The sequence below is a fragment of the Streptomyces sp. NPDC004561 genome (genome assembly GCF_053602155.1).
In genome coordinates this window covers 1-22,504 of record NZ_JBSGDB010000097.1, presented here as the reverse complement: position 1 = coordinate 22,504, position 22,504 = coordinate 1, and the positions used below count along the sequence as shown (strand labels likewise).

The 22,504-nt window shown below is 74.5% G+C and carries 17 protein-coding genes and 2 pseudogenes; 12 read left to right on the top strand and 7 right to left on the bottom strand.

Features of this window, described 5'->3' with window-relative positions; translation table 11 throughout:
* The 6 genes and pseudogenes from ACWEN3_RS15685 to ACWEN3_RS15660 form a co-directional block, all read left to right on the top strand.
* The coding region (locus tag ACWEN3_RS15685) for an SDR family NAD(P)-dependent oxidoreductase (RefSeq protein WP_452970508.1) at window positions 1–2,752 on the top strand (2,752 nt) is incomplete at its 5' end.
* A gap of 1 nt (window position 2,753) precedes the next feature.
* Entirely contained in the window at window positions 2,754–7,637 is a 4,884-nt protein-coding gene (locus tag ACWEN3_RS15680) for a beta-ketoacyl synthase N-terminal-like domain-containing protein (protein ID WP_452970505.1), read from the top strand.
* On the top strand, window positions 7,634–7,954 hold the full coding sequence (locus ACWEN3_RS15675; RefSeq protein ID WP_452970503.1) for an acyl carrier protein: 321 nt from the start codon (window positions 7,634–7,636) through the stop codon (window positions 7,952–7,954). The genes ACWEN3_RS15680 and ACWEN3_RS15675 overlap by 4 nt, the downstream gene beginning before the upstream one ends.
* Window positions 7,955–7,957: 3 nt before the next feature.
* Window positions 7,958–8,758 carry an alpha/beta fold hydrolase gene (locus ACWEN3_RS15670; RefSeq protein ID WP_452970501.1) on the top strand — a complete coding sequence of 267 codons (801 nt, stop codon included), beginning with the start codon at window positions 7,958–7,960 and terminating at the stop codon, window positions 8,756–8,758.
* Window positions 8,755–9,936 (top strand): annotated as a pseudogene (locus ACWEN3_RS15665) (glycosyltransferase). Before ACWEN3_RS15670 ends, ACWEN3_RS15665 begins: the two are co-directional and overlap by 4 nt.
* 49 nt (window positions 9,937–9,985) lie before the next feature.
* A complete protein-coding gene (locus ACWEN3_RS15660; protein ID WP_452970499.1) occupies window positions 9,986–11,053 on the top strand; it encodes a class I SAM-dependent methyltransferase in 1,068 nt (355 codons plus the stop codon).
* Between the two features lie 7 nt (window positions 11,054–11,060).
* Here ACWEN3_RS15660 and ACWEN3_RS15655 read toward each other — a convergent pair whose 3' ends face one another.
* Window positions 11,061–12,086 (bottom strand): lysylphosphatidylglycerol synthase transmembrane domain-containing protein, encoded by a 1,026-nt coding sequence (locus ACWEN3_RS15655; RefSeq protein WP_452970497.1) that lies wholly within the window; start codon window positions 12,084–12,086, stop codon window positions 11,061–11,063.
* 249 nt (window positions 12,087–12,335) lie between these two features.
* Between ACWEN3_RS15655 and ACWEN3_RS15650 the strand changes: the two genes are divergently transcribed.
* Entirely contained in the window at window positions 12,336–12,980 is a 645-nt protein-coding gene (locus tag ACWEN3_RS15650; protein WP_452970494.1) for a DedA family protein, read from the top strand.
* Window positions 12,981–13,015: 35 nt separating this feature from the next.
* On the opposite strand, the gene ACWEN3_RS15645 is transcribed toward ACWEN3_RS15650, so the two are convergent.
* Window positions 13,016–13,543 (bottom strand): gamma carbonic anhydrase family protein, encoded by a 528-nt coding sequence (locus tag ACWEN3_RS15645; RefSeq protein WP_452970491.1) that lies wholly within the window; start codon window positions 13,541–13,543, stop codon window positions 13,016–13,018.
* 108 nt (window positions 13,544–13,651) lie between these two features.
* Between ACWEN3_RS15645 and ACWEN3_RS15640 the strand changes: the two genes are divergently transcribed.
* The gene (locus tag ACWEN3_RS15640; RefSeq protein ID WP_452970489.1) at window positions 13,652–14,416 is read left to right on the top strand and encodes an acyltransferase; all 765 of its coding nucleotides are present in this window, start codon (window positions 13,652–13,654) and stop codon (window positions 14,414–14,416) included.
* Window positions 14,417–14,437: 21 nt separating this feature from the next.
* Here ACWEN3_RS15640 and ACWEN3_RS15635 read toward each other — a convergent pair whose 3' ends face one another.
* Window positions 14,438–15,295: an EamA family transporter gene (locus ACWEN3_RS15635; RefSeq protein WP_452970487.1), complete on the bottom strand. Its 858-nt coding sequence runs from the start codon at window positions 15,293–15,295 to the stop codon at window positions 14,438–14,440.
* Between the two features lie 108 nt (window positions 15,296–15,403).
* Between ACWEN3_RS15635 and ACWEN3_RS15630 the strand changes: the two genes are divergently transcribed.
* Together ACWEN3_RS15630 and ACWEN3_RS15625 are read left to right on the top strand one after the other, a co-directional pair.
* Window positions 15,404–15,976 (top strand): helix-turn-helix domain-containing protein, encoded by a 573-nt coding sequence (locus ACWEN3_RS15630; RefSeq protein WP_452970485.1) that lies wholly within the window; start codon window positions 15,404–15,406, stop codon window positions 15,974–15,976.
* A gap of 41 nt (window positions 15,977–16,017) precedes the next feature.
* The gene (locus ACWEN3_RS15625) at window positions 16,018–16,575 is read left to right on the top strand and encodes a YbaK/EbsC family protein (protein ID WP_452970482.1); all 558 of its coding nucleotides are present in this window, start codon (window positions 16,018–16,020) and stop codon (window positions 16,573–16,575) included.
* A gap of 2 nt (window positions 16,576–16,577) precedes the next feature.
* Here the strand turns inward: ACWEN3_RS15625 and ACWEN3_RS15620 are convergent, their stop codons facing one another.
* Window positions 16,578–17,618 carry a cation diffusion facilitator family transporter gene (locus ACWEN3_RS15620; RefSeq protein ID WP_452970480.1) on the bottom strand — a complete coding sequence of 347 codons (1,041 nt, stop codon included), beginning with the start codon at window positions 17,616–17,618 and terminating at the stop codon, window positions 16,578–16,580.
* A gap of 72 nt (window positions 17,619–17,690) precedes the next feature.
* Here ACWEN3_RS15620 and ACWEN3_RS15615 point away from each other — a divergent pair, with 72 nt between their 5' ends.
* Window positions 17,691–18,041: an ArsR/SmtB family transcription factor gene (locus ACWEN3_RS15615; protein WP_452970477.1), complete on the top strand. Its 351-nt coding sequence runs from the start codon at window positions 17,691–17,693 to the stop codon at window positions 18,039–18,041.
* On the opposite strand, the gene ACWEN3_RS15610 is transcribed toward ACWEN3_RS15615, so the two are convergent.
* The 3 genes from ACWEN3_RS15610 to ACWEN3_RS15600 all read right to left on the bottom strand — a co-directional run bounded on the left by ACWEN3_RS15610 (window position 18,035) and on the right by ACWEN3_RS15600 (window position 21,578).
* Entirely contained in the window at window positions 18,035–19,258 is a 1,224-nt protein-coding gene (locus ACWEN3_RS15610; protein ID WP_452970475.1) for a 4-hydroxybenzoate 3-monooxygenase, read from the bottom strand. The genes ACWEN3_RS15615 and ACWEN3_RS15610 overlap by 7 nt on opposite strands.
* A 66-nt stretch (window positions 19,259–19,324) precedes the next feature.
* Window positions 19,325–20,968, bottom strand: a complete 1,644-nt coding sequence (locus tag ACWEN3_RS15605; RefSeq protein WP_452970472.1) for an APC family permease — start codon at window positions 20,966–20,968, stop codon at window positions 19,325–19,327.
* Window positions 20,969–21,170: 202 nt separating this feature from the next.
* The gene (locus ACWEN3_RS15600) at window positions 21,171–21,578 is read right to left on the bottom strand and encodes a CoA-binding protein (protein ID WP_452970510.1); all 408 of its coding nucleotides are present in this window, start codon (window positions 21,576–21,578) and stop codon (window positions 21,171–21,173) included.
* Between the two features lie 147 nt (window positions 21,579–21,725).
* Between ACWEN3_RS15600 and ACWEN3_RS15595 the strand changes: the two are divergent.
* Window positions 21,726–22,504, top strand: a pseudogene (locus ACWEN3_RS15595) (hypothetical protein); the annotation flags it as partial.

The window sequence follows — 22,504 nt, the reverse complement described above, 5'->3', positions numbered from 1 at the left end:
GTCCGGAGCACCGGGGTCGGTGGTCCTCGCCAACCTCAACTCGCCCGAACAGACGGTGATCTCCGGACCCACGGCGGACGTCGGCACCGCCGTGCGCCTGCTGCGCGCGGCCGGGCTCGGTGCCCGGCGCATCCCCGTGGCCTGCGCCTTCCACAGCCCGCTGGTGGCCGCGGCGGGGGAGCGGTTCGCGAAGGTCCTGGCTGACAAGCCGGTCCGCGCGCCCGAGTTCCCCGTCTGGGCCAACCGCACCGCCGCGCCCTACCCGCCGGAACCCGACGCGGTGCGCGCCGAACTCGCCGCCCAGATCGGCGCGCCGGTCGCGTTCGCCGCGCAGATCGAGGCGATGTACGAGTCGGGCGCGCGGATCTTCGTCGAGGCGGGTCCGGGCACGGTCCTGACCCGGCTCGCCGGGCAGATCCTCGGCGACCGCCCGCACCGCGCGGTCGCCTGCGAACCGGGGGCCGACAGCGGGCTGCCCGGCTGGCTCGACGCCCTCGCCCGACTCGCCGTCGCGGGGCTGCCGGTGCGCACCGCCTGGCTCCTCCAGGGCCGCGACGCCGTCGACGCGCTGCGCACCCCGGCGCCCGCCCGGCCCGGCTGGACGGTCGACGGGCACCTCGTCCGCACCGCCGACGGAGCCCTGCTCTCCGGTGCCCTCGCACCGGCCCGACGAGTCGTGGAGAGGACTGTGACGACCGACCAGCCGTACGACGCACCGGCCGACCGGGACGCGCTGATCACCGAGTTCCTGCGCACCGGCCGGGAGATGATCGCCGCCCAACGGGACGTGCTGCTCACCTACTTCGGAGCTGCTCCCGGGGCCCCGGTTGCCGCCGTGCCGCCCGCGCCCGTGGTCGTACCGGCGGCGGGCGCCGTACCGGTGGCGGACGCTGAGGCGGAGGCGCCCGTGGTGCCGTCGGCCGCACTCGCCGAGCCCGTGCCCGCCGAGTCCGGCCCCGACGTGGCGCGGGCCGTCCTGGAGATCATCAGCGAACGTACCGGCTACCCGGTCGACATGATCGAGCCCGACCTCGACCTGGAGGCGGACCTGAGCATCGACTCGATCAAGCGGGCCGAGATAGCGGGTGAACTCGCCAAGCGCCTGGGCATCGCCGGGGGCGCGGACCTCCTGGACGACGCGGAGCTGGAGGACCTGACCAAGGCGCGCACGGCGGCCGCGGTGACGCAGTGGCTGACCGCGCGGATGGGCGCGGAGCACGCGGACGGGGGTGCGCAGACCGAGGAACGGGCCCAGGCGAGCGACTTCGTGTCCGCGGGCGTGGCTCCCCGGCGCAGCGAGCTGCGGCCCGTGCCGCTGCCGGACGCAGGCCCCGGCACCGCCGCCGGCTTGTCCGGGAAGCGGTTCGCACTGCTCGGGTCAGGCGGGGGAGCGGCGGCCGAGCTGGCGGCGCGGCTCGGCGCCGAGCGTGCCGACGCCGTGCTCCTCGACCACGGGCACGTCCTTGGCGCGGCCGACGACACGGTCGACGGTGTCGTGTACCTGGGCGCGCTGCCCGGCCCGGACCTCCCGGTGCTGCCGGACGCCTTCCCGGCGTTGCGGGCGGCGCTGGCCCACGGCACCGGCCGGCTGCTGGCCGTACGGGCCGCCGACGGTCCCGGGGCCCTGCGCGCGGCCGGACTCGACGGCCTGTTCCGCACGGTCGGCCACGAGTACCCCGGCCTCCTCGCCCGGGTCGTCGCCGTCGGCGACACCGCCCCGGCGGCCGTGGCCGACGCCGTGCTCGCCGAACTGGGCGCACCGGCACCCGCCCCGGTCGTCCTGCGTACGGCCGAGGGGCGGAGGCAGGGGCTGGAACTGCTGCCCGTGCCCCTCGGACCGCTCGGCGGCACCGGCGCCGGACCCGCCGGGGTGGGCGCCGCCGAGGCCGCGGCACTCGGCCTCGACCGGGACTCCGTGGCGCTGCTCGTCGGGGGCGCCCGGGGCATCACCGCACGGTTCGCGGCCACGCTGGCCGGCGCCTGCCGCTGCCGGCTCGAACTGCTCGGCCGCACGCCCGCCGGCACCGCGCCCGAGCCCCCGGAGACCGCCGACGCGCGCACGCCCGCCGAGCTCCGGGCGGCGCTCGCGGCGGGCCCCGGCGCGCCGAGGCCCGCAGAGATCAACCGGACCGCCGAACTCATCCTCGCCCAGCGCGAGATCACCACGACCCTCGCCGAACTCACCGCCCTCGGCAGCGCCGCCCGCTACCGCCCGGTCGACTTCCGGGACCGGGACGCCGTGCTCCAGGCGGTCAAGGAGATCCACGCCGAGCACGGCCGGCTGGACGGTGTCGTCTTCGCTGCCGGAGTGATCGAGGACCGGCTGATCGCCGAGAAGACCCCCGAGTCCTTCCAGCGGGTCTACGGCACGAAGACGAACGGGGCCACCGCGCTGTTCGCCGCCCTCGACGACCTGCCCGCCGCGCCCGCGTTCACCGTGCTGTTCGGCAGCGTCGCCGCCGTCCTCGGCAACCGCGGCCAGGCCGACTACGCCGCAGCCAACGACGCGCTGGAGGCACTCGGCGCCGACTGGGCCGCCCGCACCGGCCACCGCGCGCTCACCGTCCACTGGGGACCCTGGGCGCCGTCCGGCGTCCACACCGGCATGGTCGGCGCGGAACTCGGCCGCGAGTACGCCCGCCGAGGGGTGGAGATGATCGACCCCGAGGAGGGCACCGCGGCCCTGCTCCGGGAACTGGCCTGGGGAGACCCGGCGGCCCGCGCCGTCGTCTACACCGCGTCGGGCCGGTGACATGACGCGACGTCAACCACCCGTCGCCATCGTCGGGATGGCGGTGCTGCTGCCTGGTGCGCGCGGCCTCGACGCCTACTGGCACAACCTGCGGGACGGCTTCGACGCGATCGGCGACGTTCCCGCCGACCGCTGGGACGCCGACTACTACCGGCCCGGACCGGCCGCCGGGCCCGCCGTCCCCGACCAGGTGTACTGCCGGCGCGGCGGCTTCGTGGACGGCCTGGCCGAGGTGGAGGTCACCCGCTACGGCATCATGCCCGCCTCGGTGCCGGGCACCGAGCCCGACCAGCTGATCGCCCTCGACGTGGCCGCGGCCGCGCTCGCCGACGCGGGCGGCGGGGAACGGCTCCCGCCACGGGACCGGATCGGAGTGGCCCTGGGCCGTGGCGGCTACCTCACTCCCGGCCTGGTCCGGCTCGACCAGCGGGTCCGCACGGCCGGCCAACTCATCCGCACCCTCGGTGAGTTGCTGCCCGACCTGGCACCCGACCAACTCGACCGGATCCGGGAGGCGTTCACCGAACGACTCGGCCCGGACCGCCCCGAGTCCGCGATCGGCCTGGTCCCGAACCTCGCCGCGTCCCGCATCGCCAACCGGCTCGACCTGCGCGGCCCCGCCTACACCGTCGACGCGGCCTGCGCGTCCTCCCTGGTCGCCGTCGACCAAGCGGTCACCGAACTCGCCAGCGGGCGCTGCGACATGATGCTCGCCGGGGGAGTGCACCACTGCCACGACATCACCCTCTGGAGCGTCTTCTCCCAGCTGCGCGCCCTGTCGCCGAGCCAGCGCATCCGCCCCTTCCACCGGGACGCCGACGGCATCCTCATCGGCGAGGGAACCGGGGTCGTCGTACTGAAGCGGCTCGCGGACGCCGAGCGCGACGGCGACCGCGTCTACGCCGTGATCCGGGGCACGGGCGTGGCGAGCGACGGCCGTACGGCGGGGCTGGTCAACCCCGACCCCGGCGGGCAGACGCGGGCCGGGCGCCAGGCCTGGCGGGCCGCCGGCCTCGACCCGGCCGAGCCGCACTCCATCGGCCTGCTGGAGGCCCACGGCACCGCGACGCCCGCCGGGGACGCGGCCGAACTCACCACGCTCACCGAGGTGTTCGGGCCGGGTACGGGCGACGGCGAACGGCCGGTCCTAGGCTCCGTGAAGTCGATGATCGGCCACACCATGCCGGCCGCCGGGGTGGCGGGCCTGGTCAAGACGGCCCTCGCCCTGTACCACGCCACCCTCCTGCCCACCCTCCACTGCGACGACCCCCACCCCCGTCTCGCCGCCACCCGCTTCCGCACCCTGGACCGGGCCCGCCCCTGGCCCCGCGACCCCCGCCACCCCGTCCGCCGAGCCGCCGTGAACGCCTTCGGCTTCGGCGGGATCAACGCCCACGTGGTCCTGGAGGAGGCACCGGGCGGCGACGGCACGCCTGGCGCCGGACATGTCGCCGCGCCCCGGCACCGCCCCGCGGCGGTCGCCGGCACCCGTGTCACCGAACCCGAGCGCGTCCTTCTTCTCGCGGCCGACAGCGTGGACCGGCTGGCGGCGCTGCTGGCGGCCGGGGACTCGGCCGTGCTCGCCGCCGGGCTCGATCCGGGACGGGCGCACGAGGACGCGGGGCCGGTCCGGCTCGGGGTCGTGGAACCGACCGCGAAGCGGCTCGCCCTGGCGCGCCGGGCGGTCGGGAAGGGCCGCGCGTGGCAGGGCCGCAGTGACGTGTGGTGGCGGCCGGGTCCACTGCTCGGCCGGGACGGAGGCAGGCTGGCGTACGTCTTCCCCGGCCTGGAGGGCGACTTCACCCCGCCGCGCACCGATGACGTCGCGGCCCACTTCGGTCTGCCGCCGCTCTCCGGCACCGGTACGCGGACCCGGGCCGGCGATGTCGGGCGGCACGGCTTCGACGTCGTCGGCGTGGGCCGGCTGCTGGACCGGGCGCTGCGCCGGATGGGTGTCGTACCCGACGCGGTCGCGGGACACAGCGTCGGCGAGTGGACGGCCATGGCGGCGGCCGGCCTGTACTCGGCGGACCAGGTGGACGCCTTCATGGCGGAGTTCGACCCCGACGCGGTGACCGTCCCCGGGCTCGCCTTCGCCGCCGTCGGCGCCTCGGCGGACCAGGTCCGGGCCGCGCTCACCGACGCCTGGGCGGACTCCGGGATCGTGCTCTCCCACGACAACGCGCCCCGCCAGTCCATGGTCTGCGGACCCGACACGGCGGTCGGGGAGTTCGTACGGTGCTTCCGGGCGCAGGGTGTGATCTGCCAGGTGCTGCCGTTCCGCTCCGGCTTCCACACGCCGATGCTCGAACCGTACCTCGCCCCCATCAAGCGGGCCGCCGACCGCTTCCGGCTCCATCCGCCGACCGTGCCGGTGTGGTCGGGGACGACCGCCGCGCCGTTCCCGCGGGCCGAGACGGCGGTGCGCGAGCTGTTCGTACGGCATCTGCTGGAGCCCGTCCGCTTCCGCGAGCTGACCGAGGCCCTGTACGCCGACGGGCACCGCGTCTTCGTCCAGACCGGCCCGGGCCGGCTCACCTCCCTGATCGACGACACCCTCGGCGACCGCGACCACCTGTCCATCGCCGCGACCTCGCCCCACCACGACGGCATGGCCCAACTCCGCCGCGTCGCCACGGCGTTGTGGACGGCGGGGGCAATCGTGACACCGGCGGTACCGCCGCACCCCTTACCGACCCCGGCAACTTCGGCAGCCCCGCTCGCTCCGGCACCATGCGCCCCGGCGCCATCCGCGGCACCACCTCAATTCCCGGCAGCCCAGGGAGCCCCCGTTGCTCCGGCCGCTCACGCAACCCTGGCGACCCCTGCGCTCCCAGCCGCCTCCGGGGACGCGCCCCCTGCAGCCGCAGCCCCTACGGCCCCACCCACTCCAGCGCCCCCGCCCCCGCCCTCCAGACCCGCACCCGTCCCCCTGGACCTCGGTGCCGCGCTGGTCTCTCTGGACGGACCGGTCCTCGACGAGCTGCGTGCCGAGCTGCGGCGCGGACCGTCGGCGGCAAGCCCCGCCCACCCCGCCCGCTCCGGCCGACCCACCCTCGACGACCTCGCCACCCGCTCCCCGGCCGCCGCCGAGCTGACCGCCCTGCTGCGGGACACGGCGGACACCGCGGCCGAACTGATCGCGGCGAGCGACCGACGCACCCCGCGCACGGCCTCCTCCCACTCCGCAGTCCCCGCTGCGTCCCGCCGGCCCGCCCCGGCCCCACCCCCTCCCACCGCCGCCACGCACCACCCCACGACCCTGACCACGCCCCGACCACCCACCCCCACGACGACCACCACAACCACCACCCTCCACATCTCCCCCCGATCCATGCCCCACCTCCTGGACCACTGCTTCTTTCCGCAGCGGTCCGGCTGGCCGGATGTGGAGGATCGCTGGCCGGTGGTGCCGGCGACCACGATCGTGCGGCACATGATGGACGCGGCGGAGGCGGCGGCCCCGGGGCTGCGGGCGGTCGCGGTGCACGGCGCCCGCTTCGACCGCTGGCTCACCGCCGCCCCCGCCGTCGACGACGAGGTCACGGTCACCCCGGACCCGGGCCACCCCGACCGGGTCACCGTCGCCTTCGGCCCCACGGCCCGCGCGCTGGTCGAACTCGCCCCGCACCACCCGGCACCGCCCGCGCTGCGCCAGCGCCCGGACGCCCCCGAACGCGTCCCCGAGCACACCGCGGCCCAGCTGTACCGCGAGCGCTGGATGTTCCACGGCCCGGGGTTCCAGGGCCTCACCGACCTCACCGCGATCGGCGAGCGGCACATCCGCGGCGTGATCACCGCGCCGGCCGCCCCGGGCGCCCTGCTGGACAACGTGGGCCAGCTGCTCGGCTACTGGATCATGGCGACCCGCACCGAGCGGACCGTCGTCTTCCCCGTGCAGATGCGGCGGATGAGCTTCCACGGACCGCACCCGGCACCCGGCACGCCGGTCACCTGCCTGGTGCGGATCACCTCCCTCACCGACACCGTGCTGGAGGCGGACGCCGAACTGACCGTCGGCGGCCGGGTGTGGGCCGTGATCGACGGCTGGCAGGACCGCCGCTTCGACAACGACCCGACGACCCGCCCCGTCGAACGCTTCCCCGAGCGCCACACCCTCTCCGCGACCCGCCCCGGCGGCTGGACGCTGCTGCACGAGCGCTGGCCGGACCTCGCCTCCCGCGAGCTGATCATGCGCAACTCGCTGGGCCGCGCCGAGCGCGCCGAGTACGCCGAGCGCCCGCCACGCGGGCGCCGGCAGTGGCTGCTCGGCCAGATCGCCGATAAGGACGCCGTACGGCAGTGGCTCTGGCAGCACGGCGAAGGCCCCGTCTTCCCGGCGGAGATCCGGGTCCACAACGACGGCCTCGGCCGCCCGTACGTCACCGGTGTGCACGGCCGTGTCCTGCCCCCGCTGGACGTCTCCCTCGCCCACCGGGCCGAGGCGGGGGTGGCGATCGTACGGACGCACAGCCCGCGCCCCGGACCCGGCATCGACATCGAGGAGGTCACCGAGCGCGACCCGGCGACCCTCGCCACCGCGCTCGGCCCGGCCGAACTGCGGCTGCTGCGCGCCCGGGTGGACGACGGCGGCGACCCGGAGGCGCTGTGGTTCACCCGTTTCTGGGCCGCCAAGGAAGCCGTCGCCAAGGCCGAGGGCGTCGGATTCGCCGGCCGTCCGAGGGACTTCGCAGTGCTCCATGCCGCCCCGGACGGCAGCCGGCTGCTGGTCTCCGGCCGCCTGGAGCGCGCCTACACCGTGCACTGCGCGCCCGAGACCCCTCCGCCCGCCCTGCCGAGGCGCACCTACGTGGTGGCCTGGACCGCGGGACCGGGAGCCGACGACGGACCACCCCACGACGCAGCCGAGGAGTACGCCCGATGAACCCGATCCAGCCGGCGCCCGCGCAGCCCACCGCCGACACCGTGCTCGCCGACGTCACCGGCATGCTCCGCGAGGTGCTGGCGGAGTACGGCGACGACGACGTGGTGATCGGCATGTCCACCAGCTTCAACCGCGACCTCGAACTGGAGAGCATCGACCTCGTCACCCTGGCCGGCCTGCTGGACGAACGGTACGGAGGGCGGGTCAACCTCGCGGAGTTCCTGGCCGGAATGGAGTTCGACGAGATCATCGAACTGACCGTCGGCCGGCTCGTGGAGTACGTGGTGTGGAGCCTGAAGACCACGCAGGCGGGCTGAGCCATGGCGATGGTCGAGACCGGCGGCGTCCGGCTGCACGTCCAGCGCATGCGCCCCGCCGACGGCCGCACCCCGCAGGCCACGGTCGTCCTGGTGCACGGACTGCTCACCGACAGCCTGGCCAGCTACTACTTCACCGTCGCCCCCGCCTTCGCGGCGGCCGGGCTCGACGTGGTGATGTACGACCTGCGCGGGCACGGCCGCAGCGAGCGCCCGCAGGAGGGCTACACCCTGGACCACAACATCGACGACCTCACGGCGCTCCTCGACCGTCTGGACGTCACCGGTCCCGTCCACCTCGTCGGCAACTCCTACGGCGGCACCATCGCCTTCGGGTACGCGGTACGGCACCCCGGGCGGGCCGCCACCCTCGCCCTCGTCGAGTCCGAGCCCGCGACCCCCGCCTGGGCGGCGAAACTGGGCCGCATCCTGCGCCGCGTGGTGACCGAACTCGCGTTCAACGAGCCCGAGACGATCGCCTGGATCACCGCGCACCGCGGCCACCACAGCGCCCGCCTCGCCAAGGGCGCGGCCCGGCTCGCCCGCGAGACCACCCTCGGCCGGGACATCCCCGCCAGCCGCGTGCTCACCGAGGAGCAGATCAGGGCCGTACGCTGCCCGGTCCTCGGCGTGTACGGCGGCGACTCCGACCTGGTGGACCTGGTGCCGCTGCAGCAGGCGCGGCTGGCCGACTTCCGGTCGGTCGTGCTGCCCGGGCACGAGCACTCGGTGCTGGTGGAGGCGCCCGGCGTCGTCGGCGGGCACATCCTGGACCTGATCCGGGCGGGGGCGGGCGTCCGGTGAGCGCCTTCCTCTTCGTCGTCCCGCCGCTGACCGGGCACATCAACCCGGCCGTCGGCGTCGCCGCCCGGCTCACCGCCCGCGGCCACCGTGTGGCCTGGGCCTGCGCCGACCCCGCCCTGGTGCGGCGGCTCGCGGGCGACGGCGCCGCGGTGTTCCCCTGCGCGGGCCCGCTGCCGGGCGCCGAGGGCGCCGCACGGCCGCCGGACCTGCGGGGCGCGGAGGCGCTGAAGTTCCTGTGGGAGTAGTACCTGATCCCGCTGGCCGACGCGATGGCCCCGGGGGTCCGCGCGGCCGTCGCGGAGTTCCGCCCCGACGTGCTCGTGGCCGACCAGCAGGCCTTCGCCGGCGCCCTGGTGGCCGAGCGCCTGGGCCTGCCCTGGGCCACCTCCGCGACCACCTCGGCCGAGTTCAGCGGCGCCTACGACGGCCTGCCCAAGGTCGCCGAGTGGCTGCGCCGGCGCCTGACCGAGCTGCGCGCCCGGGCCGGCGACCCGTCCGGCACCGCCGACCCGCGCTTCTCGCCCCACCTCCTGCTGGTGTTCAGCACCCCCGAACTGATCGGTCCACAGGCCCCGTTGGCACCGCACATCCACTACGTCGGCCCCTCCCTCGCCGACCGGCCGGACGGCCCCCGCTTCCCCTGGGACCGGCTCGACCAGGGCCGGGCGAAGGTCCTGGTCACCCTGGGCACGGCCAACGCCGACGCCGGCGGCCGCTTCCTCGCCGAGTGCCTCACCGCGCTGCGCGAACGCGCCGACCGGGTCCAGGCGGTGCTCGCCGACCCCGGTGGCACGCTCCCCGTCGTGGCGGGCGACAAGGACGCGCTGATCCTGCCCTCCGTGCCCCAACTCCCCTTGCTGGCACGGATGGACGCGGTGGTCTGCCACGCCGGGCACAACACCGTGTGCGAGGCGCTGTGGCACGGCGTCCCCCTCGTCGTCGCCCCCATCCGGGACGACCAGCCCGTGGTGGCCGCCCAGGTCGTGGACGCGGGGGCCGGCCTGCGGGTCAGGTTCGGCCGGGTCACCGCGGCCCGGCTGGGCGCGGCCCTCGACACCGTCCTGCACACACCCGCCCACCGTGCCGCCGCCGCCCGGATCCGCACCGCGTTCCGCGCGGCGGGCGGCGCCCCGGCCGCGGCGGCCCACCTCGAACGACTGGCGGCGGAGAGCCGATGAACCCCTGCGCCGACGCAGAGCCGACGAGCGCCCCGAACCCGGAGAGCCGATGAGCGACGACAACGAGAAGACCGACCGCATCGGCGCCCTGCGCCCCGGCTACCAGGCCGACCTCGCCGCCGGCACCGACCGCTTCCTCGGCCTCCGGCGCACCGCCTGCCCCTGGTGCGGCTCGGGCCGGCTCACCCCGCGCCTTCGCACCACCGACCTGCTCCAGCACAAGCCCGGCCGCTTCACCATGGACCGCTGCGCCGACTGCGGCCACACCTTCCAGAACCCCCGACTGACCGAGGAGGGGCTGGAGTTCTACTACCGGGACTTCTACGACGGCCTCGGCGAGCAGCGGATGAGCGGCACCTTCGGCAGCCGTACGGCCATGTACCGACGCCGCGCCGAGGCCATGCTGCCGCACGACCCGGCCCCGAAGACCTGGCTGGACGTCGGCACCGGCCACGGCCACTTCTGCGCGACCGCCCGCGGTGTGCTGCCCGGCACCTCGTTCGACGGACTCGACTTCACCGACGGCGTCGAACTCGCCGCCCGCGAGGGCCGCGTGGACCACGCCCACCGCGGCGCCTTCCCGGCTCTCGCCCCCGAACTCACCGCCCGCTACGACGTGGTGAGCATGTTCCACTACCTGGAGCACAGCACCGACCCCGACCGCGAACTGCGCGCCGCCCACGAGGCCGTACGCCCCGGCGGTCATCTGCTGATCGAGGTGCCCGACCCGGACAGCCGCTACGCGCGTCTCCTCGGCCGCTGGTGGCTGCCCTGGCTCCAGCCGCAGCACCTGCACCTCATGCCGGCCGCCAACCTGCGCCGCCGGCTCACCGAACTCGGCTTCACGCCGGTCGCGGAGCAGCACGCCGAAGCGCACGACCCGGTCGACCTGCTCGCCGCCGTCTGGCTGGCCCTGGACCACACCGCCCCGCGCGAGGACGCACCCTGGCTCCCCGAGCCGCCCGGCGCCCTCCGGCGCGGCCTGCGCACGGCCACCCTCCTCGCCGGGGTGCCCGCGCTCCTCACGGCCACCCTCCTCGACCGCCTCGTCCCGCGGCCGCTGTCCCACCGCCTCGGCCTCTGCAACGCCTACCGGCTCGTCGCCCGCCGCGGCTGACCGGCGCTCACAGCACCTTGGCCCGGATCAGCGCCGACAGCACCAGGGCGCCTGGCAGCAGCGGCAGCCAGTCCGTCAGCACCCGGTAGCCGATCACGGTCGCGGTCGCCGCCTCCGGCGGCGAGCCGAAGGCGGCCAGCGTCCACACCAGCGCCGCGTCCACCGCGAGCCCGCCCGGCGCGGGTACGGCCCCGACGGCCGTGCCCGCGGCCAGGTAGGCGAGCACCACCTGCTCCCAGGGCAGCCCCAGCCCGAGCGAGGCCCCGACGCAGACGAGGGTGCCCGCCTGCACCAGCGGCATCGCGACCGCCCCGCCCCACAGCGCGAGCACCCGGCAGGGCCGCGTGTGCACCACGCGCGCGTCGGAGAGGGCGGTGCGCACCAGCCCGGTCACCGGCCGCCGCAGCGGCCGTACGGCGATCAGCAGCACCCCCGCCCCCGCGACCACCCCGCCCGCGCCCGCGGCGACCGGCACCAGCAGCCGCTCGTCCGGGACCAGATCGCCGAGGCGCCGCCAGGCCGGCGAAGCCGCGAGGAAGACCAGCAGCACCACCGTCTTCGCGGAGGACTTCGCCAGCGAGTACAGGCCGATCGACGCGGTCGCCCGGTCCAGCGGCACCCCGCGCGCCCGCAGGAAGCGGACGGTGACGGCATGCGCGCCCAGCCCGCCGGGCAGCGCGTGGTTCGCGGCGCCTGCGGCGAACTGCGAGGCCAGCAGCATTCCGGGCGGTAGCCGGTCCGGCAGGGCGCCCTGCCGGACGCAGGAGGCCGCCACCCAGCTCAGACAGGTGCATCCGGCCCCGGCGAGCAGCCACCCCGGATCGGCCGAGACCAGCCGGCGGACGCCCGCGTACAGGACGGGCCGGTGGGTGCCGGCCCAGCCGCCGGCGAGCAGCAGGGGAGCCAGACACAGGATCAGCCGCACGGGCCGGGCGGACATGAGTGACGCGGGCCGGGCCGGGGCCGGGGGCGCGGGGCACGGGGGAGCGGCGAGGGAGGGGGAGAGCGGGGAGGGCGGGGAGAGTGAGGACACGGGGACGTCGTCCTTCCGCAGCGGGCCCCGCGGCGGGGACCTGGGGGAGGCGGGGCGGGCGATACCGCGGGGAGCCTTCCCCTCCCGTGTGACACCGGGATGTCCGAAAACCCAATGGCCGAGGGCGGGACGGTGCCGCCGGGCTGGTTCGCGCAGGCCGCCGTTCACCGCCGACCAGGTAGCCTTCCCTTGGGGCGCGCTTTACATGCGGTGTCCCGGCAAGGACAGGCGACAGGGGAGGGACCCGCGGTGCACGTCCAGGAATGGCTCGACTCGGTGCCCGCGGTCGCCGTCTACGCCGCGGTGGCCCTGGTGATCGGTGTGGAGAGCCTGGGCATCCCGCTGCCGGGCGAGATCGTCCTGGTCTCGGCGGCGCTCATGTCCTCCCAGCACTCCGACATCAATCCGGTCGTTCTCGGCGCCTGCGCGACCGCCGGCGCGGTGATCGGCGACTCCATCGGCTACGCGATCGGCCGCAAGGGCGGACGGCCACTGCTGGCCTGGCTGGGCGGGAAGTTCCCGAAGCACTTCAGCGAGGGCCATGTGGCCACCGCCGAGCGGTCCTTCGAGAAGTGGGGCATGTGGGCCGTCTTCTTCGGCCGCTTCATCGCCCTCCTGCGCATCTTCGCGGGCCCCCTCGCCGGTGTCCTCCACATGCCGTACTGGAAGTTCCTGATCGCCAACCTGCTCGGCGGCATCTGCTGGGCCGGCGGCACCACGGCCGTCGTCTACTACGTCGGCGTCGTGGCCGAGGGCTGGCTGAAGAAGTTCTCGTACGTGGGCCTCGCCGCGGCGGTCCTGATCGGCGTCGTGTCCATGCTGATCGTGAAGCGCAAGGCGAAGAAGGCCCAGGAGAGCCGGCCGGAAGCGGAGCCGGTGGGCGCGGGCGACTGAATCGGCCAAGAGGCGTGGGGACCCGCGCGACGCCCCTACTGGTGCACATCCCGGTGCGTCTTGGCCAGCTCCGCGTACAACGTGCCGTTGAGGGTGACCCCCTGCCGCTCCTCCTCGGTCAGCTCCCTGCGCACCTTCGCCGGCACGCCCGCCACCAGGGACCCCGGCGGCACCACCATCCCCTGCGGTACCAGGGCCTGCGCGGCGACCAGGGATCCGGCCCCGACGACGGCTCCGTTCAGCACGGTCGCCCCCATTCCGACCAGGCAGTCGTCCTCGACCGTCGCCCCGTGCACCACCGCGTTGTGCCCGATCGACACCCGCTCACCGATCGTCACCGGGAACCCGGGATCCGCGTGCAGCGTGACGTTGTCCTGCACGTTCGCGTCCGCCCCGACGGTGATCCGCTCGACATCGCCGCGCACGACCGCCCCGTACCAGACACTGGCCCCCGCGCGCAGCGTGACGTCCCCGATGACGGAGGCCGTGGGCGCCACGAACGCCTCCGGGTCGACCTGGGGCTCCCTGCCGCCGATACCCACGATCAGCGCCTGCTGCGTCATCACCGTCTCCTCGCGTGCGTAGTACCCCGCACGGTACGACACGGGTTGGGGTGAAGATCACAGCAGCCCGCTCTCTCGCCGACGGCAACCGGTGAGTAACGTGAGCCCGTGCCGAAGCGCAAGAACACGTTCTCATCCTGGCGACGCCGCCTGGCGCAGCGCGCCGTCCACTCGGGCTGGGCCTGGGTGCAGCGCACGGGTTCGGTGACGGCCGAGCACCCCGGCCGCTTCCGCTTCGGCTCGATCGGCGAGGCCACCCGGCTCGCCTTCCCGCTCGGCACGGTCTTCGGCGAGCCCTGGATCCACCTCGGCTCCTACTGCATCATCGCCGAGCAGGTCACCCTGACCGCCGGTCTGATGCCGGACCTGGACCTCGGCCCGGACCCGATCCTGCGCATCGGCGACGGGGTCGTCCTCGGCCGCGGCAGCCATGTCATCGCGGACACCACGGTGAGCATCGGCAGCGACTGCTACTTCGGGCCGTACGTCTACATCACCTCCACCAACCACTCCTACGACGACCCGCACCAGCCCATCGGCAAGCAGTGGCCCCGCATGGAGCCCGTGGAGATCGGCCCCGGCTGCTGGATCGGCACCGGCGCGGTGATCCTGCCGGGCGCGCGGATCGGCCGGAACGTCGTGGTGGCGGCCGGTGCGGTGGTGCGGGGCACGGTCCCCGACCATGCCGTGGTGGCCGGGGCGCCCGCCCGGGTCGTACGGCGCTGGACGCCCGACGACGGTTGGCAGCCGCCGCTCAGGACCCCGGCCCCGGTGCCGATCCCGGACGGGACGACACCGCAGCAGCTGCGGGCACTGGCGGAGCTGGACGACGAGGCGGTGGCCCGGCTGGCCGAGCTGGAGCCCGAAGGCTGAGCCCCAGGCCGGGGTTCCGGGTCAGCCGGTCGCCAGCAGCAGTGTGCCCAGCAGGGCCAGCCCGGCGCCCGCCGCCTGTATCGCGCGCAGCCGCTCGCTGAGGAAGCCGCGGGCGGCCAGCGCGGTCACCACCGGGTACAGCGAGGCGAGGACGGCGGCCACGGTGACCGGGCCGTGCTGGGCGGCGATCGCGTACGTGCCGTTGGCCGCCACGTCGGCGAGGCCGACGAAGGCCAGCGCGGGCAGCGAGGCGAACGGGAAACCGCCCTCCGGCACGGCGGTGCCGCCCCGCCGGACCGAGGCGGCGAGCGCTGTCCCGCCCACCGCGACACTCGTCACCCGCTGCACGAACAGCGCCAGGAACAGGCCGGTGACGTCGGTCGAGGCCTCGGTGATCAGGGCGAACACCGTGCCGAAGCCGAGTGCCGCGACCAGCGTCAGCAGGATCGTGCGCCGCTGCACGGGCGCGCCCCGCAGCTGCGGACCGCCGGCGAGGACGACCCCGCCGACGGCGACCGCGATGCCGGTGAGCCGGAGCAGCCCCGGGCGCTCGCCGAGGACCAGGCCCACGCCGACGGGGACGGCCACGCTGAGCGTGGCGAGCGGGGAGACGACCCCCATGGGGCCGAGCGCCAGGGCCTTGTAGAAGGAGAGCAGCGCCACCGGTCCGGCCAGGCCCGCCGCGAAGGCGAACCACAGCCGGGGTCCGGCCTCGCTCCAGCCGCCCGTGGCGAGGACGATCGCGCCCAGCACGATCGCCGCGATCGCCTGCGAGACGACGACCACCGTCAGCGCCGGGGTCCGGCGTGTCAGCAGCCCGCCGCCGAAGTCGGCCAGTCCCCACAGCAGACTGGTGGTCAGGGCGAAGAATGCTGTCACGATGCCTCGCAGTACAGTTTGTTGCACGAACGGGTGTGCTTCATCGTAGTTCGGTCAACTGGACTGCGTCATTCATAATAGTGTCCCATCTCGGCTCTTGGACGGAACGTGTCGGACCTCGAACTGCTGACCCAGTCCCTGGCGCGCAATGTCAGGCACTGGCGCTCGGTGCGCGGCTTCACCCTGGACGTGCTCGCCGCCCGGGCCGGCGTCAGCCGTGGGATGCTCATCCAGATCGAGCAGGCCCGCACCAACCCGAGCATCGGCACGGTCGTCAAGATCGGTGACGCGCTCGGCGTCAGCGTCACCACCCTGCTCGACTACGAGCGGGGGCCCAGGGTGCGCATCGTCCCCGCCGAGCGGGCGGTACGGCTGTGGGACACGGAGGCCGGCAGCTACAGCCGTCTTCTCGCCGGCACGGAGGCCCCCGGACCGCTGGAGATCTGGGACTGGCGGCTGATGCCCGGCGAGCAGAGCCCGTCGGAGCCGCACCCCGCCGGGACCGTCGAGCTGGTCCATGTCACGGCGGGCGAGCTGACCCTCACCGTCGACGGCGAGGACCACCTCGTCCCGGCCGGTGCGAGCGCCTCCTTCGAAGCGAACATCCCGCACGTCTACCGCAATCTCGGCGACGTCCCGATGGAGATGATGATGGCCGTCTCCGTGCCGCCCGTGCAGTGAGACGCCTGCGCCCGGCGAGGGCCCCTTGTTAGCGTGCGGGCATGCGCGCACCCATCGGAGACTTCGACACCGTCATCCCGGTCCCGGACTGCCTGGACGAGCTGATCGCCCCGGTCGCCGACGCCGTACGCCACTGGCGGGGCGGCATCCCCGCCGACCGCCTCCTCTACGTCGAGACCGATCCGCGCTGGGCCGACACCGCCGTCTTCGTGGAGCACTACGGCCGCGACCTGCTGGAGCGGTCCGCGAACTGCGTGGTGGTCGCGGGCCGGCGGGGCGGCGAGACCACGCTCGCCGCGTGCGTGGCACTCTCCACCACCCGGGTCGACGTCAACGGCGTCGTCCGCCGCCACCTCGGCGTCCGCAAGGCCTCCTTCGCCTCGATGGAGACCGCGACCGGCGAGACCGGCATGGAGTACGGCGGCATCACCCCGGTCGGACTGCCCGCCGGCTGGCCCCTGCTGGTGGACTCGGCCGTCCTGGAGCAGCCGTACGTCCTGGTCGGCAGCGGACGCCGGCGCGGCAAGCTGCTGGTGCCGGGCAAAGTCTTCGCCGAGCTGCCGGGCGCGGTCGTCCTTGACGGGCTCGGCGCGGCCTGACGTCACGCCGTGAGGTGATGGGCCAGCGCCAGATGCGGGTCCGTCTCTCCGGGGGCCGGCGCCGGATCGGCGTGCACCAGGGCGGCCGTCAGCCTCGGCAGGGCGTGCAGCAGCGCGTGCTCGGCGTCGACGGCGATCGCGTGCGCCTGCCGTACCGTCGCCTCGCCGTCCACCACCACCGCCAGCTCCGCCCGCAGCCGGTGCCCGATCCAGCGCAGCCGCAGCTCACCCACCCCGCGCACCCCCGGCACCGCACGCACCGCCCGCTCGGCCCGGTCGACCAGCGCCGGGTCCACGGCGTCCAGCATCCGCCGGAACACCTCCCGCGCCGCGTCCCGCAGCACCAGCACGATTGCGGCCGTGATCGCCAGCCCCACGATCGGGTCCGCCAGGCGCCATCCGAGGGCCGACCCGCCGGCGCCCACCAGCACGGCCAGCGAGGTGAAACCGTCGGTCCGGGCGTGCAGCCCGTCGGCGACGAGCGCGGCCGAGCCGATCCGGCGGCCCACCCGGATCCGGTAGCGGGCCACCCACTCGTTGCCGGCGAAGCCGACCAGCGCGGCCACCGCCACCGCCGGCACCTGCGCGACCGGGCGCGGATCGAGCAGCCGGCCGATCGCCGCCCACGCGGCGAAGGCGGCCGAGGCGGCGATCGTCAGCACGATCACCAGCCCCGCGAGATCCTCGGCGCGCCCGTAGCCGTAGGTGAACCGCCGGGTCGCCGCACGCCGTCCCAGCACGAAGGCGATGCCGAGCGGTACGGCGGTCAGGGCGTCGGCGGCGTTGTGCACCGTGTCGCCGAGCAGCGCGACCGACCCGGAGACGGCCACCACGGCCGCCTGCGCGAGGGCGGTCGCCCCCAGGACGGCGAGCGACACCCACAGTGCGCGCATGCCGTGCACCGAGGACTCCAGCGCCGGGTCGATCTTGTCGGCGGTCTCGTGGGAGTGCGGGGTGAGCAGGTGCCCCAGGCGGTGCCGCAGGCCGCCGGAGCCGTGGTGGTGCGCGGGCCCGTGCGGCCGGTGCTCGGGGTGGTCGCTCACGGGGGTCCCCTTCCGGTGTGCGGAGTGGACGCGGGACGCCCACGCGACCATTATGTGCGTATGAGCGCACGCATGCACCTATCACCTGCGCACCATGCGCATCCGCGCAGCCCGGGCGAGGAGCAGTTCGCGCTCGCCGCCGAACTCCTGTCGCTGCTCGGCGACCGCACCCGCCTCGCCCTGCTGCACGCCCTGACGGCGGGAGAGGCCGACGTCACCACGCTGACCGAGGCGTGCGCCGCCGCCCGGCCGGCCGTCAGCCAGCACCTGGCCCGGCTGCGGCTCGCCGGTCTGGTCGACACCCGCAAGGAGGGCCGCCGGGTGATCTACTCACTCCCGCACGGGCATCTGCGCCGGCTGGTGGAGGAGGCGCTGAAGACGGCCGACCACCGGCTCGCCGAGCTGCCTACCGCGGATCAGTAGGCGGGGGCCGTGCCGAGGTACTGCTCGGCGAAGGCCGCCGCGGCGGCCGGCGAGGTGAACAGCCGGCGCAGCCGGGCCCGGGTGGTGCCGGCGCGGAACGGGTCGCCGGACGCGAGGCCGTGGTAGATGTCCGACAGCCACTGCGAGAACTCCTGGTAGTCCCACACCCGGCGCAGGGCGGCCTGCGAGTAGCCGTCGAGGCCGCTCGTGTCGCCCCCCGTCGCCCGCGCGGCGAGCGCGTCACCGAGCAGGAAGGCGTCGTGCAGCGCGAGGTTCATGCCCTTGGCCGCGATCGGCGCGATCAGGTGACCGGCGTCGCCCGCCAGGAACAGCCGGCCGTGCGCCAGCGGCTCGACGACGTAGTGGTGCATGTCCAGCACGCGCTTCTCGATCAGCCGCCCCTCGGTGAGCGGCTCCGCTCCGGCGGCGCCGAGCCGTTCCCGCAGTTCGCCCCAGACCCGGTCGTGCGGCCAGTTCTCCGGATCGTCGCCGGGCGGGCACTGGAGATAGAAGCGGGTCACCTCGGGGCTGCGGGGCATCTGTCCCGCGAAGCCGCGCGGGTGCACGCCGAACAGCACGCAGTCCGACGACGGCGGCACCTCCGCCAGCAGCGCCAGCCAGCCGATGCCGTCGTCCTGCCGCGCGATCCGCGCACCCTGCGCGAGTATCGCGTCCCGCGTCACACCGCGCGCCCCGTCGCAGCCCGCGACGTAGTCACAGCGCAGCAGCCGCCGCTCACCCGTCTCCGGGCAGTGGTACGACACCGCGGGACGGTCCGAGTCCAGGTCGTGCAGCCGCACGTCGCGCACGCCGAAGCGGATGTCGCCGCCGCGCACGGCGGCGTACTCCCGCAGCAGGTCCGTCACCAGCAGCGGCTGCGGGTAGACATAGTGACGGCGGCCGGTCAGGTCGCCGTAGGAGAAGCGGTGGCGCTCGCCGTCGAAGCGGAACTCGCAGGCGGTGTGGGCCTCGGCGCGCTGCGGCAGCCGCCCGGCGAGGCCGCGCCGGCCGAGTTCGCGCACCGCCCATTCCTCGATGACGCCGGCCCTCGGCCGGGTCTCGACGAACTGCCTGCTCTCGGTCTCCAGGACCACGCAGTCCACGGAGGCGGCCCGCAGGATGTTGCCGACGGTGAGTCCGGCCGGCCCGGCGCCCACGACGACGACCGTACGGCGCTCTCCGGGCGCGGATCCGGGGTGGGGGGAAGGGGAGATCATCCCCGCATTATGACGGTGTCCCGTCAGCCAGGGAGCGGCTGACGGGACACCACGGGGTGGAGCGGATCAGTGCGCGGGGGCGTCGGTGACGACGACCTCGTCGATGTCGCGCTCGATCTGCTCGGTGTTGGAGGCGGTCGCCTTCGCCCAGTAGTAGATGCCGAGGGAGAAGGCCGCGACGACCAGCATGTCCCACCACAGCGGGATGTTGCCCTGGCTGCCGTCACCGAAGCCGCCCTGCCAGGAGATCAGGCCGATGCCCACCAGGTACGCGGGCAGCCACTGCGCGGCCTTGAAGTCCATCCGCGGCGCGTTGGGCTGGTTGTTGCGCTTGGCCCACCAGGCGTAGGAGCCCAGCAGCAGGTAGCCGAGGAGGATGGCGAAGCCGAGACGCCACAGGGTGTTCCAGCCGGCCCAGTAGATGATCAGGTTGGCGACCACGAAGGACAGCGGGGAGATGAGCTTGCCGGCGGGCAGCCGGTACGGGCGCTCGAAGTGCGGCAGACGGTCGGCGAAGACACCGTAGGCCAGCGGGGCACCCGCGTACATCAGGACGCTCGCCGAGGTGATGAAGCCGACCAGCTCCTGCCAGCTCGGGAACGGGAGGAAGCAGACCACGCCGGTGACGAAGGACATGATGAGGCCGAACCACGGCACACCGCGCTTGTCGGTCTTGGTGAACGCCTTCGGCAGGTAGCCGTTCTTGGCCAGGCCGTAGGAGACGCGGGAGGTGGCGGTGGTGTAGATCAGGCCGGTGCCACCGGGGGAGATGATCGCGTCCACGTAGAGGACCCAGCCCAGCCAGCCGAGGCCGACCACGGTGGCGAGGCCCGCCCACGGGCCGCTGATGCCGGCGTAGGCCAGCTTGGCCCAGCCGTGCGCGAAGGAGGCGTGCGGCAGCGCGGCGATGAAGACGATCTGCAGGAGGATGTAGATGCCGGCGCCGATCGCGACCGAGCCGAGGGTCGCCCGGGGCAGGTCGCGCTTCGGGTTCCGGCTCTCACCGGCCAGCTGGATCGCCTGCTCGAAGCCGAGCAGCGCGAAGATGATGCCGCTGGAGCTGATGGCCGCGAGCACGCCCTTGGCGCCGAACGGGGCGAAGCCGGCCGAGGTGAAGTTGCCGACGTGGAAGTTGCCCACGGCGATGATGAAGATCGCAGCGAGCGGAACGGCGATCTTCCACCAGGTGGCGGCGCTGTTCGTGTGGGCGAGGGCCCGGACGCCGAAGAAGTTGACGCCGACGAAGAGGGCCATCAGGACGACGGCCGTGACGATGCCGCTGGCGGTCAGTGTGCCGTCGACGTGCTGCAGCCCCTGGGCGAACTTCCAGTGACCGGCGTAGCCGATCATGGCCTCGACCTCGATGGGGGCCACGGTGGCCGCCTGGAGCCAGGCGAACCAGCCGAAGGACATGCCGGCCAGGCCGCCGAACGCGTAGTGCGGGTAGCGGGCCGTGCCGCCTGCCACCGGGAACATGCCGCCGAGCTCGGCGTGCACGAGCGCCAGCAGCACGATCGCGATGGTGCCGATCACCCACGAGATGATCGCCGCGGGGCCGGCCACGACGACCGCCTTCTCGGCGCCGTACAGCCAGCCGGAGCCGATGATGGAGCCCACTGAGGCCCACATCAGACCGATGAGTCCGACGTCTCGGCGCAGACCACCGGTGTCGCTTGTGGCTACCGGTGCAGCCTGGTCGACTTTCGCCATGTCAAGTGGCCTCTCAGATCGTGAACGCAGGTTTAACGGGGAAGGAGGCCACAGGCTAGGAACGCTTTCCGCGTCCGCAAAAGACTGCTTACCAAAACTTGACCCAGGATCTTGCCCGTCTTGGGAACAGGCTTTATACAGGTCAGACACCCAACCCGAATGTCAATATTCAGCGGAGAATTGTGATGAAGAAGGAGTGACACTAGGTCAAGAGGGGAATTTCGATCGCCGGGCAGCGGTCCATGACCATGTCGAGGCCCGCCGCACGGACCCGTCCGTGGGCGGCGTCGTCGACCACGCCGAGCTGGAACCAGACCGCCTTCGCGCCCTTGGCCACGGCCTCGTCGGCCACCGCGCCCGCCAGCGAGCTGTTGACGAAGACGTCCACCACGTCGACGTCGAAGGGGATGTCCGCGAGGGAGGCGTAGCCGCGCTCGCCGTGCACCGTCTCCGCCTTGGGGTGCACCGGCACGATCCGCTTGCCGTACCGCTGGAGCACCTGCGCCACGCCGTACGCGGCCCGGCTCCGGTTGGCGGACAGGCCGACCACGGCCCAGGTGTCGCCCAGCTCGGTCAGGATCCTGCGGATCGTCGCTTCGTCGCCGTACACGGCCGCCTCCTGGGGCTGCGCGGGGTTGTGTCGTCCGGGCAACAGCACTCCCCGGGGATGCTGATCTCCAGGCCACTACCCCGCCACGGTGTCCGGAATCAGCGCGAGGTGCCTGCGTACGGCCGCCGGGCCGCCTACGCTCGCCCCGTGCTGCGCATCCTCGACGCCCGAACCGGTGAGCCCGTCGCCGCCGCGCCCGCCCGGCGCGGCCTGACCCGTATCGAGGCCCACGCCTGTGGTCTCGACCTCACGGCGCTGCGTGTGCTGCTCACCGTCGACCTGCTGGTCCGTGCGCTGGAACTGGGCGGCACCCCCGTCTGGGCGGCCCTCGCCACGCCGTGCGACCGGCCGGAACTGCGCAACGCCGCGACGGCCCTCGCCATCCGCCCCTTCGAGGACGGCCGCGACCTCGCCTCCGGCCTCGGCGCGGCCCAGGTGATCCACGTCCTGGCCGAGTCGACCGACCCCCGGCCCGCCGAAGGCCCCCTGGCGGCGGTCGCCCACGTCACCTGGCACGAGCCCGAGCCGCTCGGTCACGTTCCCGGCGGTTCGGACTCCCCCCGGTCCGCTTCGGGGCGCGGGACTGGTCCGGCGGGGGATGCGTGTGACGAGAGTCACTGGAGGGGCGGGCCCGAGCCGGCGGGCGACACGGGCTCCGGGGCCGCCGGGCCCGACGCGGCGGTGGAAGCGGGCGACACGCGCTGCGGGGCCGGCCGGTCCGACGCGGGCGTGGAGGCGGGCGACACGCGCTCCGGGGCCGCCACGTCCGGCGCCGCCATGGAGGCGGGCCGTGAGCCGGGTGCCGGTCCCGCGACCGACGGGTCCGGGGATGGCTCCTCCGACGATGTGGTTCATCGTGTACCCGACGGCAACGCCGTGCTCCGGATCGGCGAAGGCCAGCGACATTCGGTGACGAGAAGCCAGCC